The 15,992-nt window shown below is 73.4% G+C and carries 12 protein-coding genes; 5 read left to right on the top strand and 7 right to left on the bottom strand.

From position 1 onward, the window contains the following. Positions 1-48 precede the first annotated feature (48 nt). The 3 genes from JOD66_RS28930 to JOD66_RS05120 form a co-directional block, all read right to left on the bottom strand. Entirely contained in the window at positions 49-726 is a 678-nt protein-coding gene (locus JOD66_RS28930) for an HNH endonuclease signature motif containing protein (RefSeq protein WP_204835828.1), read from the bottom strand. Beyond that, entirely contained in the window at positions 684-1,457 is a 774-nt protein-coding gene (locus JOD66_RS05115) for a DUF222 domain-containing protein (protein WP_204835829.1), read from the bottom strand. The genes JOD66_RS28930 and JOD66_RS05115 overlap by 43 nt, the downstream gene beginning before the upstream one ends. Positions 1,458-1,706: 249 nt before the next feature. Next, on the bottom strand, positions 1,707-3,125 hold the full coding sequence (locus JOD66_RS05120; RefSeq protein ID WP_204835830.1) for an APC family permease: 1,419 nt from the start codon (positions 3,123-3,125) through the stop codon (positions 1,707-1,709). Between the two features lie 115 nt (positions 3,126-3,240). Here JOD66_RS05120 and JOD66_RS05125 point away from each other — a divergent pair, with 115 nt between their 5' ends. The 3 genes from JOD66_RS05125 to JOD66_RS05135 are packed head-to-tail and all read left to right on the top strand — an operon-like array spanning position 3,241 to position 7,900. Beyond that, complete coding sequence (locus tag JOD66_RS05125) at positions 3,241-3,873, top strand: TetR/AcrR family transcriptional regulator (RefSeq protein WP_204835831.1); 633 nt, start codon at positions 3,241-3,243, stop codon at positions 3,871-3,873. Next, positions 3,863-5,005, top strand: a complete 1,143-nt coding sequence (locus tag JOD66_RS05130) for a DmpA family aminopeptidase (protein ID WP_204835832.1) — start codon at positions 3,863-3,865, stop codon at positions 5,003-5,005. Before JOD66_RS05125 ends, JOD66_RS05130 begins: the two co-directional genes overlap by 11 nt. Positions 5,006-5,041: 36 nt before the next feature. Continuing rightward, positions 5,042-7,900: an AfsR/SARP family transcriptional regulator gene (locus JOD66_RS05135; protein WP_204835833.1), complete on the top strand. Its 2,859-nt coding sequence runs from the start codon at positions 5,042-5,044 to the stop codon at positions 7,898-7,900. Here JOD66_RS05135 and JOD66_RS05140 read toward each other — a convergent pair. Further along, entirely contained in the window at positions 7,897-8,439 is a 543-nt protein-coding gene (locus JOD66_RS05140; protein WP_204835834.1) for a GNAT family N-acetyltransferase, read from the bottom strand. The two genes, JOD66_RS05135 and JOD66_RS05140, sit on opposite strands and share 4 nt — an antisense overlap. A gap of 354 nt (positions 8,440-8,793) precedes the next feature. Between JOD66_RS05140 and JOD66_RS05145 the strand changes: the two genes are divergently transcribed. Beyond that, positions 8,794-9,306: a GNAT family N-acetyltransferase gene (locus JOD66_RS05145; RefSeq protein WP_204835835.1), complete on the top strand. Its 513-nt coding sequence runs from the start codon at positions 8,794-8,796 to the stop codon at positions 9,304-9,306. Next, positions 9,303-11,021, top strand: a complete 1,719-nt coding sequence (locus JOD66_RS05150) for a hypothetical protein (protein ID WP_204835836.1) — start codon at positions 9,303-9,305, stop codon at positions 11,019-11,021. The genes JOD66_RS05145 and JOD66_RS05150 overlap by 4 nt, the downstream gene beginning before the upstream one ends. A 79-nt stretch (positions 11,022-11,100) precedes the next feature. On the opposite strand, the gene JOD66_RS05155 is transcribed toward JOD66_RS05150, so the two are convergent. The 3 genes from JOD66_RS05155 to mfd are packed head-to-tail and all read right to left on the bottom strand — an operon-like array spanning position 11,101 to position 15,989. Further along, entirely contained in the window at positions 11,101-11,703 is a 603-nt protein-coding gene (locus JOD66_RS05155; RefSeq protein WP_307823305.1) for a MazG nucleotide pyrophosphohydrolase domain-containing protein, read from the bottom strand. Positions 11,704-11,706: 3 nt separating this feature from the next. Next, positions 11,707-12,429 carry a hypothetical protein gene (locus tag JOD66_RS05160; RefSeq protein WP_204835837.1) on the bottom strand — a complete coding sequence of 241 codons (723 nt, stop codon included), beginning with the start codon at positions 12,427-12,429 and terminating at the stop codon, positions 11,707-11,709. 2 nt (positions 12,430-12,431) lie between these two features. Beyond that, a complete protein-coding gene (gene mfd / locus JOD66_RS05165) occupies positions 12,432-15,989 on the bottom strand; it encodes a transcription-repair coupling factor (RefSeq protein WP_204835838.1) in 3,558 nt (1,185 codons plus the stop codon). Positions 15,990-15,992: the final 3 nt, after the last annotated feature.

Raw genomic sequence — 15,992 nt, forward strand, 5'->3', positions numbered from 1 at the left:
GGTCAGAACACGCGAGTTCGCGCTGGCGCGCCGCGCGTCGACACGTGATCAGGCGGCGCGTGGTCGTGCTGGTGCGTAGGCGGCCCCGGCCTTGCGGAGGTTGTCGAGGGTGTTGCGTGGGGGTGGGGTCCAGACGGGTTGACCGGTGTCGTGGTCGATGTGGACGACCCAGGGGGTCTGGTGGATCAGGACGTGGTGGTGGCGACACAGCATGACGAGGTTGTCGAGGCTGGTCGCGCCGCCGTCGGCCCAGTGGACGACGTGGTGGGCATCGCAGGCCAGGGGCATGCGGGTGCAGCCGGGGAACGCGCAGTGCCGGTCGCGGATGACCAGGGCGATCCAGATCGCGGCGGTGACGAGTCGTTGGGCACGGCCCACATCGAGGACCTGGCCCTGGGCCCCCAGGACGCCGGGGATGATCTCGGCATCACAGGCCATCCGGCGCACGGCGGTCGCGGAGAACCGGGCGCCGGTCGGGGTGTGCCCGTTGCGGGCCAGGCCGGCGTCGATGACCTTCTGCTTGAGCGATTCCTGGTCGATCAGCACGACCACGCGTGGCTTGGTGCCGTGGTCACGGGGCAGCTCGTCGGTCGCGGTGAGCCGGTCACACGCGTCGACGAGGGCGTCCCACAGTCGGGCACCCGCATCGCGGGGGTCACGCCCGTCGTGACTGCAACCCGGCGTCAGACAGGCGGCACCGGTCGCGACCCCGTCGTCGTCGAACATGGGCTGGCCGGGTCGACGGGTGACGCCGCCACAGGCGCCGGGTTCGGTGGTGGCCGGGGCGGAGAGGGGTGGAGGGTGGCCTTGATCCTCTCGGCGTCCTCGAGGGTGCCGTAGCCCTTGAGGCGGACGCCGCCGTGGCCGTCCTCGGCGAAGGAGAGGTGCCGGGCGTTGTGGGCACCGCGCTCGGCCTTGGCCTTCTCCTTGTCCGCGTTCACCAGTGCTGCGTCCGGGTCGAGCTCACGGACCACGTCACCGAAAGCGTTCTGCAGATCAGTGGCGTCATGACCACGGGTGTCGACCAGCCCGAGCATCGCCCCGGCCACCGCGGTCCGGAACTCCGACACCCGGGGCAACGTGTGCACCTTCGAGGCGATCGCCCGCGCCTGGGGCAGGGTGACCCGCCCGGTCTCGAGGGCGGCCTGGACCTCGGGCAGGTCGCGCAGCTGCTCGACCGCGCGGACCAGCCCACCCCCGGCCCCCTTGTGCCCGCCCGTGACATGGGTCAGGTAGTCCTTGACCGAGGCCCAACCCAGGTCTTGCACCGCATCCGTGGCTTCGAGTCGAGCGACCCCACGCAACAGGGCGGCGTCGAGGAACGACCGGGACGCGGCGATCGCCTCCACGCCAGCCACCGTCTCGGGGCCGTCGAGGACCTCCCAGTCGGCACCGGCCAGATCCGCGGCACGCTGCGCCACGGCGGTTGCCGTGTCGAGCGCCCCGAGAGAAGTCATGCGCTCATCCTACTCGAACATATGTTCGAGTCAAGTCGTGCGGCGGGTTCTTCGCTTGCTTCAGCTAGACGCCGCGGGCCACGCTGCCGTCCACTCCTGCGATAGAGGTCAATTCGTGTTGATTGCCGACAACGACCCGGCCGATCACCACGAGGTCGAGGTGCGCTTCGACGACGTGGAGTCGCCGTGATCAGTGACGACCGATAGCCTGCGAACGAACAGTCCGGGCGCCCAGCCATCGCATGCTCGTCAGGAAGCCCCCTCGCCCTCAGCCTCCACCACCGGGTCCGGCAGCGTCCACCGGTCGCCACGTCGCGGGTGGATGAACCCGAAGTAGTACGCCACCCCGATCCCGACCGTGACCAGGCCGATGACCAGCTGCGAGGGCGCGTCCCGCCCGACCTCGGCGCAGACGTACAGCATCCCGGCGACGAGCAGCACCGGAGGGAGCGGCCACAGCGGCATCCGGTAGCCACGCGACATCGCGCGGCCGGCGCGCCGCAGCCGCAGGGCGCAGGCGCCGACGACGAGGTAGACGAGGGCGACGGAGGCGCCGGTGGCCGTGATCAGCCAGGTCAGCGGGATGAAGGCGGCGGTGAGCGCGGAGAGTGCGCCGACCAGGAGGGTGGCGTTGACGGGCGAGCGGAAGCGCGGATGGATCCGGCCGAGCACGTCGTCGACCGGGCCGGGCCAGGAGCGGTCGCGGGCCGAGGCGTAGACCAGGCGGGCGATCTGGATGATCACGGCGATGACGGCGTTCACGATGGCCAGCGCGACGCCGACGCTCACCGCGGTGTTGAGCGCCGAGCCACCGCGCTCGAGGAGGAAGTAGTTCATCGGGGCGTCGCTCCCGAGCAGCGCCTCCATGCTGGGGGCGCCGATGACGGCGGCGGCGAGCGGGACGATCTCGACGAGGGCGGTGACGACCAGCGAGACCAGGATGACGCGGCCGATGGTGCGGTCGGCGTCCTTGGTCTCCTCGACGTAGTAGACGGCGGCGCCGTACCCGTTGAAGGCGAACAGCGCGACCGGCAGCAGCGCGATGATCGCGGCGACGCCGACGGTCTCGAGGCCGTGGTCGCCCGCGGCCTGCGCGGAGAGGAAGGCACCGGGACCGCGCTCGGGGTTCAGGAAGCCGAGCACGGTCAGGACGACGAGCGCGAGCAGCTCGGTCGCGAGGAAGACGCCGGTCACCCACGCGTTGGTGCGGATGTCGAGCGCCGCGACGGCGGTCGTCGCCACGATCACCACGACCCCGACCCAGACCCCGTCGAGCGCCGACCAGGCGGCGCTGAGGTAGTCGCCGGTGCCGAGCGCGATCACGGCGATGATCAGGATCCCGTTGACCATGGTCAGCATGAAGGTGCCGAACCCGAGCGGACGGCCGAGCAGCCGCGCGGTCCAGGTGTACTCACCGCCCGTGACCGGGTACGTCGCCGACAGCTCGGCGTAGCAGACGCCGACGAGCACGGCGGCCAGCGCCGCGAGCCCGAGGGTGAGCACCGAGGCGCCGCCGACGCCCAGCAGGATCGCCGGGACGATGATGAAGACGCTGGACGCCGGCGTCACCGACGAGAGCGTGATGAGGATGTTCTCGCGCATCGTCAGCGAGCGCGCGAGCTCCTGCTCGTAGCGGCCGGCGGAGGCGACCTGGTGCAGCTCGGACATGGCACCCCTTTCTTTGACGCTGAATCAAAGAACTGATTGGATACCGCTGTCAATAGGCAATCTGTAACCTCTGCTTTCCTGACGGTGCGTTAGGAAAGCAGCGAGGAGGCACGGGGTGGCACGGTTCAAGGACCAGGAGCAGCGGCGCGACCAGATCGTCGCCGCGGCCCTCCAGGTGCTCCGCGAGGTCGGGGCCGCGGGCCTGCGGATCCGCGACGTCGCGGCGCGCGCGGGCGTCTCGACCGGCACCGTGCACTACTACTTCGACGACGTCCAGGGCCTGCTCAACGAGGTCCACGCCCGGGCCCGCAAGCGGTTCTACGACGACCGGCTCTCGCTGGTCACGCAGTACCCCGACGCCCGCGACAAGCTGGTCGCCACCATCCGTGGCGGCCTGCCGTCCTCCCCCGACGACGACCTGGTCGGTGCGCTCTACCAGCTCGACGGCCACCTCCGGCTGCGCGAGGACAACGCCGAGCTGTTCGCCGCGCTCTACGACACCCAGGTCGCGATCTACGTCGGCATCCTCGAGGTCGGGGTCGCCCAGGGCCACTTCACCCTCACCTCCGAGGCCACCGACATCGCGCAGAACCTGGTCGCGCTCGAGGACGCGTACGGCGAGCACATCGTCATCGGTATCCGCTCCCTCGACTACGAGCGGACCGTGTCCCTGATCTGCGGGTACGCCCGCCTCGCCACCGGCTGCGCCGACATCACCCCCGAACGAGAGGTCTCCCGTGCCCACTGACCGGCCCCGCGCCCGCGACCTGCTCGCCCTCCCCGGCACGCCCGGTCCGCACAACGCGATCACCGACGTCCCCGGTGTCACCGTCGGCCTCGAGACGCTCATCAGCGGGACCTCCGTCCGCACCGGCGTCACCGCGATCCTGCCGCGCGGGCGCGACGGCGTCGGCGAGCCGTGCGCCGCGGCGTCGTACTCCCTCAACGGCAACGGAGAGCTGACCGGGACCACGTGGATCGAGGAGTCCGGCGCCCTCACCATGCCGGTGCTGATCTCCAACACCCATGCGGTCGGCGCCTGTCACACCGGCACCGTCGAGTGGGTCCAGGAGGTGCACCCGCGGCTGGCGGCCCAGTGGCTGCTGCCGGTGTGCGGCGAGACCTGGGACGGCTACCTCAACGACATCAACGGCGGCCACGTCCGCCCCGAGCACGCCCGCGCCGCGCTCGACGCCGCGACCGCCGGACCGGTGCCCGAGGGCTCGGTCGGCGGCGGCACCGGCATGAACTGCTACGCCTTCAAGGGCGGCACGGGCACGGCGTCGCGGGAGGTGGCGTTCGCCGGCACGACGTACACCGTGGGCGTCCTGGTCCAGGCCAACTTCGGCGACCGCCGCGAGCTCGTCGTCGCCGGTTCGCCGATCGGCCGGGCCCTGAGCGACGACAACCCGATGGAGGACCCGGGCTGGTTCGTCCGCGACCTCGGCCTCGCGGCGCCCGCCGTCGCCGGGAGCCTGCCCGGCGGCGTCGGCTCGGTGATCGTCGTGGTCGCCACCGACGCACCGCTGCTCCCCCACCAGTGCAAGGCGCTGGCCCGGCGGGTCCCGCTCGGCCTGGCCCGCACCGGCACCGCCGGCGGGCACTTCTCCGGCGACATCTTCCTGGCCTTCTCGACCGCGCCGGCGCCCGGGCTGCGCAGCCAGATGTACCCGCCGCCGACCGAGCTGGCCGAGCAGCGGGTGCTGCCCTGGGGGGCGATCGACCCGTTCTACACGGCGGTGGTCGAGGCCGTCGAGGAGTCGGTCCTCAACGCGCTGGTGGTCAACGAGGAGATGGTCGGGCGCGACGGGCACCGCACGCCCGCGCTCCCCCACGCCGTCCTCGCCGACCTGCCGGCAGCCGTCGCCCCGCGAAACTGAGGGCGGCCGCCCCGGGATCCCCTTAACCTTGGCCGGGTGCCAGACCGTGGGGACGTCGTACCGCTGCGCCTGCTCGGCCCGATCGAGGTGCTCGACCAGGCGGGCGCGAGCGTCGACATCGGCTCCCCGCGCCACCGCGAGACGTTGGCCGCACTGGCCGTCGACGCGGGCCGGGTGGTCTCGACCGACACCCTGCTCGACCGGGTCTGGGGCGAGAGCGCCCGTGGCGGCACTCTCGCCAACCTGCAGGCGGTCATCTCCCGGCTCCGCACCCGGCTGCGCGAGGCGGGCGTGCCGGCCGAGATCGCGACGGTCCCGCCCGGCTACCGGCTCGACCTGCCCGCCGGCGCACTCGACACCGCCCAGCTCGCGACCGGCATCGAGGCCGCCCGGACCGCGCTCGCGGCCGCGGACCCGGAGGCCGCGCGCGACCGGCTGAGCGAGGCACTCGGATGGTGGCGCGGCGAGCCGCTGGCCGACGTACCGCAGCCGTTCGCGCGCACCGAGGCGCTGCGCCTCGAAGGCCTGCGGCTCACCGGCGAGGAGCTGGCCGCCGAGCTCGACCTGAGCGCGGGCCAGGCCGCGTCGGCGGTCGCCCGGCTGACCGGACTGGCCCGGCAGCACCCGCTGCGGGAGTCGGTGCGCGGGCAGCTGATGCGAGCGCTCTACCTGGCGGGCCGGCAGGCCGACGCGCTGGCGGAGTACGCCGACCTGCGGGCACAGCTCGTGGAGGAGCTCGGCGTCGACCCGGGGCCGGCGGTGCAGCGGCTGCACCAGCAGATCCTCGAGCAGGATCCCGCGCTCCGGCCGGTCCCGGCGGCGCCCGTCGCCGCACCCGCTCCCGGATCGGCCCGGCCGGGCCGGCCCCCGCGCCCCAGCGCGGTGCCGTCGACCGACCTGCTCGGCCCGCTGATCGGCCGCGAGCGCGACGTCGCCCACCTGGTCGACGTCCTGCGCTCGCCGACCTCGCGGCTGGTGACGGTCACCGGCGTCGGCGGCTGCGGCAAGACCCGGCTCGCGCTGGCCGTGGCCAGGGCGGCCGAGCCGGCGTTCGCCGACGGCGTCAGCGTGGTTCCACTCGCGCCGCTGCACGACCCGTCGGCGGTGATCCCCGCGATCGCCCGATCGGTCGGCGTCGCCGAGGGCGGCGACCCGTTCACCGCCCTGCTCGACCTGCTCCGCGACCAGCACCGGCTGCTGCTCCTCGACAACGCCGAGCACCTCCTCGACGCGTGGCCCGAGGTCGCCACCCTCGCCGCCGCCTGCCCGGAGCTGCGGATCCTGGTGACCAGCCGGACCCCGCTGCGGGTCCGCGGCGAGGTGCTCTTCCCGCTCACCCCGCTCGACCTGCCCGCGGCCGCCGAGCTGTTCGTGACGCGCGCGGCCGCGACCGGGCTGGCCGCGACCGGCAGGCTCCTCGACCCGGACGACCCGGTGATCGGGCAGCTCTGCCAGCGGCTCGCGGGGATCCCGTTGGCGATCGAGCTGGCCGCGGCCCGGGTCCGGGTGCTCCCGCCCGACGCGATCCTCGCTCGGCTCGACGAGGTGCTGGCGGCGGAGGGCGCCCGCGACCTGCCGCCCCGCCAGCGCACCATGCACGCGGCGATCGACTGGAGCTTCGCACTGCTCTCCCCCGTCGAACAGGCCGCCTTCCCCCGGCTCGCGGTGTTCAGCGGTGGCTTCGGCATCGACGCGGCGGCGGCCGTCCTCGCCGACCTGGTGGGGCCGGCCGACGTGCTCGCGCTGCTCGAGTCGCTCGTCGACCAGTCACTCCTGGTGGTGACGCCGGGGCCGAGGTTCCGGCTGCTGGAGCCCGTCGCGCAGTACGCCGCCACCAGGCTCTCCCCGTCCGCCGAGAGGACCGCGCGGGACGCGCACCTGAGGTTCTTCGGGGCGCTCGCCTCGGCGCGCGAGCCGTCCCTGCGCGGCGAGGGCACCGTCGAGACGCTCGCGGAGATCGAGCTCGAGCACGCCAACCTGGTCGCCGCCGTCGAGTGGTCGCTCGCCTCCGGCCAGGCCGACCTCGGCGGCTGGCTGGGCTGGCACCTGTGGCTCTTCTGGTGGATCCGCGGCGCCCTGCGCGAGGGACGCCGACTGATGCAGGCCGTGCTCGCGCACGACGTGCCGGATCCGGTGCGGGTACGCGCCGGGGCGGTCGTCGGCGCGCTCGCGTTCGCGCAGGGCGACCACGCCGACGCGGAGGCGATCTGGACCCGGAGCGCCGACCTCGCCCGTCGTACCGGCGACCTCGAGGGCCTCCCCTACGCCCACGGCGGGATCGGCCTGGTGGCGCTCGCCCGCGACGACGCCGACCTCGCCGCCACCGTCATCGGCGAGACGATCACGCTGTGCGAGGACGCCGGACTGGCCGGCGAGTGGCTATGGACCCTCTCGCACGTGTGGCTCGGCACCGTCGAGCTGCTCCGCGGCGACGCCGAGGGCGCCGGCCAGCTCGTCGACCAGGCGGTCGCCGCCGCCCGCCGCCGGCACGACCCGCTGGCCGTCTACATCGGGCTGTTCACCGCGATTCAGGTCTCCATGGCCCAGGGTGAGCCGGACCGCGCCCGACGCCAGATCGCCGAGGGCGTCCTCCTCAGCCACGCCACCGGCGACCACGCCAACCTCGCCTACCTGCTCGACGCGCTCGCCGTCGTCGAGTCGCTCTCCGGCACCGAGGACGCGCTCGCCCGGGTCGGCGTCCTCCGCGGCGCCGCCGCCCAGCTCCGCGCCGGCACCGGCGGCAACGTGTACGGCTACTACCGCCCCGACGAGACCCTGATCCAGCAGGCGGGCGAGGTCGCCCGCGCGGCGCGCGGCGCCGCGACGTACGACGCCGACGTGGCCGCCGGCTGGGCGCTCGACGTCGACCAGATGGTGGCGCTGGCGACGGGCTAGGTGCCCGGGACGACGCTGTAGACGTACATGTCACGCCGGTCCGAGCCCACCCGCTCCCACGCGCGCAGCAGTCCCTCGCGCTGGTAGCCGCACCGCTCGGCCGCCCGCCACGAGCCGTCGTTCCACGGCTCGACGTGGAGCTGCAGGCGCTCGACCTCCGGCAGGGAGAGCGCCCAGTCGGTGAGCGCGGCGAGCGCCGCTCCGGCGTACCCCTGGCGGCGGTGGGCGCCCGCGACCCAGTAGCCCGTCGTCGCCCGGCCGGCCGCGATCTCCGCGGTCCACAGCCCGATCTGTCCCACGGCCTCGTCGGTCACCACGTCGGCGATCGCGAAGGAGTAGCCCTGCCCGGCGCGGAGCCGGTCGTGCTGGCGCTGGAGGTAGGCCCGGGCGTCCGCGGCGGAACCCGAGGTGGGCACCGTCGTGACCAGCGGGATCAACGGGTCGTCGGCGACCGACGCCACCAGCGCGGCGTCGCGGGCCTCGAACGCCCGCAGCCGCACCGGCGGGTGCTCGATGCGTGGGAGGTGGTCGGGCAGCATGGGGCGACTCCACCACCAGCTGCGCCCCGCTGCCAACGGGTTTCGCGCGGATCGCGGGCACTCCGGCGCGCCCGCGAGCAGAGGTCGCGGGGTTCGGGGCAGGGTGGCTACTCGTCGGGCGCGGGGAGGCAGGCCCACTCCTCGACCAGCAGCTGCTCGCGGGCCGGACCCCAGCACTCAACCGCGACAGCGCGGGGGCCGTCGACCGAGAGCGGGTTCCGAGATCCATGACCGGAGGCTCTCACCCACCCCCGACACAAACCAGCGGGGAAGGCCACCCGGGACCCGACCTCCCCGACCACGGCGCAAGCGACCGGCAAGCCGGCCACAAGCGGCCCGCGCCACCCTCGAGCCATGACCACCACCTGGCTGCCCGCGTCCTGGGTGCACCCGACCCGGGTCCCGGTGACGGACGGACACCACCTGCGCCCGATGGGCCCCGCCGACGTCGACCTCGACCTGCCGGCGGTGCGCGCCTCCCGTGAGCGGCTGTGGACGACCTACGGCCAGGCGTGGGGCTGGCCGCCGGTCGACCTGAGTCGTGAGGCCGACCTCGACGACCTGGCCCATCACGCGGCCGAGATCGAGGCCCACGAGTCCTTCCTCTACGGGCTCTTCGACGCCGAGGAGACCGTCCTCCTCGGCTGTGTGTACGTCGACCCGCCGGCCAAGGTGGGCGCGGACGCGGAGATCTCGTGGTGGGTGGTGGAGAGCGCCCTCGGCAGCGAGGTCGAGGCGGCGCTGGACGCCTTCGTCCCGCGGTGGATCGCGACCAACTGGCCGCTGGCCCGTCCCCGGTACGTCGGACGCGACCTGACCTGGGCGCAGTGGCTCGCCCTGCCCGACCTTCTCGAGGAGAACCGATGAGTCCCCGTATCTTCCTCCGGCTCGCCCTGGCCGCTCTCGCCGCCGCCGTCGGCCTCGCGCCGCTGCTGGCTCCGGCCCCTGCCCATGCCGGACAGGTCGGGGTGACGATCGGCATCACCGGCGCCGGCCGGGTCGAGGTCGTCGAGGGCTCGATCGAGGACGGCGGCGGGACGGCGTGCGACCGCACCAGCAACCTCGACCACCGGGTCACGCTGACCTGTGCCCGGATCCGCAACGAGGAGCCCTTCGAGGCGTGGGTCTGGCTGCGGCCGTCCTTCTTCGGCGTACCGGCGGGCTGGGAGTTCGTCGAGTGGGAGGGCTGCGACGAGACCCGCTCGAACAGCAGCGGCACCCGCGACTGCGCGGTGCACTCGGGTGCGTTCTCGACGGTCGACAAGTACCCGGTCGCCGTGTTCCGCGACGTCGACCCGCCGGAGATCACCGGCTTCACCCCGACCCAGGTCGTCAACCAGCAGGGCGGGTTCAAGTTCGCCTTCTCCGCCCGGGGCGCGGTCCGGATCCACTGCAAGCTCGACTACGGCGCGTGGGAGCCCTGCACCTCGCCGCGGACCCTGGTCCTGCCGGAGGGGCCGCACCTGTTCGCGATCCAGGCCGAGGACGCCTCGGGCAACCTGAGCCACTCCTTCTCCGTGCAGGTGCACTCGATCGACACCGGCTTCACTGCGAAGCCGCCCAAGCTGAGCAACAGCCGGTCCGCGGACTTCGCGTTCACCTCGGCCGGCGGTACGGCCTTCGACTGCGTGCTCGACGGCTACCCGTTCACCTGCGACAGCGGGGAGGGACACTTCGCCGACCTCGCCGACGGGACGCACACGCTGAGTGTCGCGGGCCGCAACGGCACCTGGGTGGATCCGGTCCCGGCGCAGTACGAGTGGACCGTCGACGCCACCGCGCCGGAGACGACGCTGAGCGGCGGCCCGGTCGAGGGCTCGACGAGCTTCGACACCACCGCGACGTTCACCCTGGACGCGCCGGGGGCGACGACCTTCTACTGCACGATCGACGGCGCCGGCACGCCCTGCGACCGTGGCCAGGTCGTCCTCACCGGCCTCGCCCCCGGACCGCACCGCTTCGAGGCGACCTCGCGTGACGAGGCCGGCAACCGCGACCAGACCGCCGCCGTACGCCGGTGGACGATCGGCGTCCGCGACCGGACGGCGCCCGACACCACCCTGAACGGCGGGCCCGCCGAGGGCTCGGTCGTCACGACCACCGAGGCCACCTTCGAGGTCGGTACGACGGAGCCCGGGTCCCGAACGACCTGCACCCTCGACGGCGCCGACCTGCCCTGCCCGGTCGGGCCGCTGAGCCTCACCGGGCTCACCCCCGGCACCCACGTGCTCACCGCGACCGCCACCGACGCCGCCGGCAACACCGACCCGAGCGCCGCGACCCGGACCTGGACCGTCCCGGTCCCCGCGGCCGCCCTGAAGCGCAAGGGACGCACGCTCAGCCTGCGGGTCACCGACGCCCGCCGCCTGGCGCTGGTCGTCTCGACGGGCAGGCGGCCCGGGAAGGTGAAGGTCTACGCGGGCAGGCGGCTGGTCTCGAAGCTCTCGCTCCAGCGCGCCACCCCGACCCGGGTCGTCGACCTGACGAGCTTCACCTCACCGTGGAGCGGCAAGGTCCGCATCGTCGTGGTCTCGCGCCGCGGCACGGTGCGCGTCGAGGGAGTCGCGGCCCCCACGCGCTGAGGACCCCGGGTCCTCACCCTCGACACCGAGGCGCCGCCGGTCGTTCCGTGGACGACGACCGGCGGCGTCGCCGGTTCGGTCAGCGCCGGCGCCGGGCGGCGTCCCGCAGCGCCTGCTCGGGGTCGACTCCCTCGGCTCGCGCCTCGGCGACGAGCGCGAGCAGCCGCTCGCCGAGATCCGCGGAGCCGGCGTCCAGGTCCAGCGGGAGCCCGGCCCGCTCGCGCCGGGCGAGCAGTTTGTCGGCGTACAGCAGGGCGGGGAGGGCGGCGGGCAGCTCGGCCGGGGCGGCGCGCTCGGCCGCCTTGATCCGTTGCCACCGCTCGTCGACCTGGGCAGCAGTGAGCTCGCCGGTGTCGTCGGCGCCGAACACGTGGGGGTTGCGGCGGCGCATCTTCTCGGTGATGCCGCGGGCGACGGCGTCGAGGTCGAAGTCGCCGCGCTCCTCGGCGATCACGGCATGGAAGACGACCTGCAGCAGCAGGTCGCCGAGCTCCTCGGCGAGGTGCGCGAAGTCGCCGCTCGCCTCCGCCTCGTCGATGGCGTCGACCGTCTCGTAGGTCTCCTCGAGCAGGTAGCGCACCAGCGAGCGGTGGGTCTGCTCCTGCTTCCACGGGCACTCCGCCCGCAGCCGTCGCATCACGGCGACGAACTCGGCGACCGCCCCCTCCGCCTCGTCGGGCACGGCTCAGCCCGCGGGCGCGGCCGCCGCGGGGTCGACGGCCGGACCGCAGCGCTGGTCGGCGGGCAGCGCGGCGACCTGGGCGGCGGTGAGCGCCCCGGTGTCGGCGGCGCTCGTGGCCTCGGCGCTGACCGGCACCGAGAGCGGGTCGCCGTCGAAGGCGCCGGTCTGGGCGTCGTAGGAGCCGAAGACCGGGTTGAAGGTGACGTCGTGCTGGTCGAGCCAGTCGGTGATCAGCGCGATGCCGGCCGAGACGGCCGCGTCGCCCTGGGCTCCGGAGTCGGCGGCGCCGAGCTCGGCGACCGGGTCGCTGAGGCGCTGCTGGATCCAGGTCAGGAACTCGAAGGTGTCGTAGTTGTCGTCGTCGATGACGCCGAGCGCGTCCCACGCGTCGTGGACGGCGGTCCGGTCGATCTGCTCCACCGGCAGCGCGATGCCGTGCTCGGGCGCCAGCTCGTCGACGGCCACCGCCTGGGTCCAGCCCACCACGAACTGCGCCCGGATCAGCGCGGTCGGCGCCGGCTGGGCCTGCGGGTTGGCCGCCCGCAGCGCGCAGTAGTCCTCGACCGCCTGGTCGACCTTGCTGAGCGAGAGCCGCTGGCCCTCGACCTCGGCGGCCACGCCGGGCTTCACCTCGTTGTCGCTGACACCGCAGCCGGCGGTGAGCAGGGCGACCGCGGCGAGGCCGGCTGCCGCGGACCGGAACGACACGACGTTCGTACGACGCACACTCACTCCTTGGGGTCGATGACCGAGTCGATGACGAGTCGAGCCCATTCAAGCAGGGCCACCCCCTCGAGCGGGGTCCCCGTCCGTCCCGGGATGCCGGGGCGTGGGACCAGGATCGACTCGAGCTGGTGCTTGACGATCGACTTCGGGTAGAGCCGGTTGAGCCGGATCGTGCGCGACTCCGGCAGCACGACGGGATGGAAGCGGACGTTCTTGCCGACGGTCGTGATCTCCTTGACCCCCGCCTGGCGGGCCCGGGCGCGGAAGCGCGCGACCAGGAGCAGCGCGACGACCTGCTCGGGCGGCTCGCCGTACCTGTCGTCGAGCTCGGCGGCGATCTCGTCGACGTCGGCGTCGGTGCGCACCTCCGCGAGCCGCTTGTACATCTCCAGCCGCAGCCGCTCGCTCGGGATGTAGTCGTGGGGCAGGTGGGCCTCGACCGGCAGCTCGATGCGGACCTCGTCGAGCTGCTCGGGCGCACCCCCGTCGGAGCGGAAGTCGCGGACCGCCTCGCCCACGAGCCGGACGTAGAGGTCGAAGCCGACGTCGGCGATGTGGCCGGACTGCTCGCCGCCGAGCAGGTTGCCGGCGCCGCGGATCTCGAGGTCCTTCATCGCGATCGCCATGCCGCCGCCGAGGTCCGAATGCTGGGCCAGCGTGGCGAGCCGCTCGTGGGCGGTCTCGGTGAGCGGCTTCTCGGTCGGGTAGAGGAAGTAGGCGTAGGCCCGCTCCCGCGACCGGCCGACCCGGCCGCGCAGCTGGTGGAGCTGGGACAGGCCGAGGGTGTCGGAGCGCTCGATGATCATGGTGTTGGCGTTGGAGACGTCGATGCCGGACTCGACGATGGTCGTGCAGACAAGGACGTCGAAGTTCTTCTCCCAGAAGTCGACCATCACCTGCTCGAGCTGGTGCTCCCCCATCTGGCCGTGCGCGGTCGCGACCCGGGCCTCGGGGACCAGCTCGCGGATCTTGGCGGCGGCCTTCTCGATCGAGCTCACCCGGTTGTGGATGTAGAACACTTGGCCGTCGCGGAGCAGCTCGCGCCGGATCGCCGCGACGACCTGGCGGTCCTCGTAGCCGCCGACGTAGGTCAGCACCGGGTGCCGCTCCTCGGGCGGGGTGGTGATCGTCGACATCTCGCGGATGCCGGTGATCGCCATCTCCAGGGTGCGCGGGATGGGCGTCGCGGACATCGACAGCACGTCGACGGAGGTGCGCAGCCGCTTCATCGCCTCCTTGTGCTCGACGCCGAAGCGCTGCTCCTCGTCGACGATGATCAGGCCCAGGTCCTTGAACTTCGTGTCGGCGTTGAACAGCCGGTGGGTGCCGACCACGATGTCGACGGTGCCGTCGGCGAGGCCGGCGATGGTCTCGGCGGCCTCCTTGTCGGTCTGGAAGCGCGACAGCGGCTTGAGGTTGATCGGGAAGCCGCTCATCCGGTCGCTGAACGTCGTGAGGTGCTGGTTGACGAGCAGCGTGGTCGGCACCAGGACGGCGACCTGCTTGCCGTCCTGGACCGCCTTGAAGGCCGCCCGGACCGCGATCTCGGTCTTGCCGTAGCCCACGTCGCCGCAGATCAGCCGGTCCATCGGGACCGTCCGCTCCATGTCGCGCTTGACCTCGTCGACCGTGGTGAGCTGGTCGGGCGTCTCGTGGAACGGGAAGGCGTCCTCGAGCTCGCGCTGCCACGGGCTGTCGGGACCGAACGCGTGGCCCTGGGTGGCCTGGCGGGCGGCGTACAGCTTGATCAGCTCGGCCGCGATCTCGCGGACCGCCTTGCGCGCCTTGTTCTTGCGCTTGGTCCAGTCGCCGCCGCCGAGCCGGTCGAGGCTGGGCTGCTCCCCGCCGACATAGCGCGTCACCTGGTCGAGCGTGTCGGCCGGCACGAACAGCCGGTCGGGCGGGCCGCCGCGCTTGGAGGGGCCGTACTCGAGGACGAGGTACTCGCGGATCGCGCCCTGCACCTCGCGCTGCTTCATCTCGACGAACCGCCCCACGCCGTGCTGCTCGTGGACGACGTAGTCGCCGGCCTTGAGCTCGAGCGGGTCGATCTGGCGCTTGCGGCGCACCGGCATCGCGCCCTTGTCGCGGGTCGACGCCTTGGCGCCGACGATGTCCTCGCCGGTGAGGATCGCGAGGCCGCGCCCGGCGTCGACCAGGCCGTGGCCGAGGTTGCCGCAGGTGATGGTGACGACCGCCGGGTCGAGCTCGTGGCCGGTGGGCAGGTCGTCGACGAGCCGGGCGGGCACGTCGCGCTCCCCCAGCGCCTCGACCATCCGCTGCGCCGGGCCGTGGCCGACGTGGACGACGACCACGCTCGTCCCCTCGCCGCGCCAGCGGGCGATGTCGGTGAACGCCTGCTCGACGTCCCCTCGGTACGACGGCGCCGGCGATACTCCCTGCTCAAAAGCACCGTTTTCGGGCGTTTCTTCGTGCTTTTGCCCCGGGACTATCGCCTGGTCGAGCCCGAACGGGCTGAACGTCCACCAGCTCTGGCCGCGTTCGCGCGCGTGGGTGCGGACGTCGGCCAGCGAGTGGTAGGAGGCCGCCTGCAGGTCGATCGGCGCCTGCCCGCCGCTGGCGGCCGTGGCCCACGACGCCGCCAGGAACTCCTCGCTGGTCGCGACCAGGTCGTGGGCGCGGGCCCGCGCCCGCTCGGGGTCGAGCACCAGGATCCGGGTGTCGTCGGGCATCAGGTCGACGAGCAGCTCGAGCTCGTCGACGAGCGCCGGGATCAGCGCCTCCATGCCCTCGACCGCGATGCCCTGGGCCAGCTTGTCGGTGATCTCGAGGAGCTGGGGGTGGCGCACCCCGAGCTCGGCGGCGCGCGCCCGCACCTCGTCGGTGAGCAGCAGCTCGCGGCACGGCGGCGCCCAGAGCCGGTCGACCTCGGCGATGGTGCGCTGGTCGGCGACCGCGAACGAGCGGATCTCGTCGACCTCGTCACCGAAGAACTCCACCCGCAGGGGGTGCTCCTCGGTCGGCGGGAAGACGTCGACGATGCCGCCGCGCACCGCGAACTCGCCGCGCTTCTCGACCAGGTCGACCCGGGAGTACGCCGCCCCGACCAGGCCCGCGACGACGTCGTCGATGGCGACCTCCGCACCCTTGGTCAGCTCGACCGGCGTGAGGTCGCCGAGGCCCTTGACCTGCGGCTGCAGGATGCTGCGCACCGGCGCGACGACGACCTGGACCGGCCCGGTGGCGGCATCGGTGCCGGGGTGGCACAGCCGCCGCAGCACCGCGAGCCGCCGCCCGACGGTGTCGCTGCGCGGGCTGAGCCGCTCGTGGGGCAGCGTCTCCCAGCTCGGGTAGTAGGCCACCCCGGTGGGGTCGAGCAGGTCGCCCAGCTCGGCGACGAGCTGCTCGGCCTCGCGCGTGGTCGCGGTGACGACGAGCACCGGGCTCCCCGAGCGGGCCAGCCCGGTGGCGAGGAACGGGCGCAGCGCCTCGGGCCCGGTCAGCTCACCGGTCGGCTGGGCACCGCTCGCGGCCGCGGTGAGCGCGGCGGAGAGCGTCGGGTCGGCGAGAACGGCGTCGGCGAGGCCGGCGAGACTCACGGG

It is taken from the genome of Nocardioides nitrophenolicus (assembly GCF_016907515.1).
Taxonomy (GTDB): domain Bacteria; phylum Actinomycetota; class Actinomycetes; order Propionibacteriales; family Nocardioidaceae; genus Nocardioides; species Nocardioides nitrophenolicus.

What these genes read in the sequence shown, in the direction of transcription:
- JOD66_RS05115 (WP_204835829.1), bottom strand. Translation starts at nt 1,457, where the DNA reads ATGACTTCTCTCGGGGCGCTCGACACGGCAACCGCCGTGGCGCAGCGT.
- JOD66_RS05120 (WP_204835830.1), bottom strand. Translation starts at nt 3,125, where the DNA reads ATGTCCGAGCTGCACCAGGTCGCCTCCGCCGGCCGCTACGAGCAGGAG.
- JOD66_RS05145 (WP_204835835.1), top strand. Translation starts at nt 8,794, where the DNA reads ATGACCACCACCTGGCTGCCCGCGTCCTGGGTGCACCCGACCCGGGTC.
- JOD66_RS28930 (WP_204835828.1), bottom strand. Translation starts at nt 726, where the DNA reads ATGTTCGACGACGACGGGGTCGCGACCGGTGCCGCCTGTCTGACGCCG.
- JOD66_RS05150 (WP_204835836.1), top strand. Translation starts at nt 9,303, where the DNA reads ATGAGTCCCCGTATCTTCCTCCGGCTCGCCCTGGCCGCTCTCGCCGCC.
- JOD66_RS05140 (WP_204835834.1), bottom strand. Translation starts at nt 8,439, where the DNA reads ATGCTGCCCGACCACCTCCCACGCATCGAGCACCCGCCGGTGCGGCTG.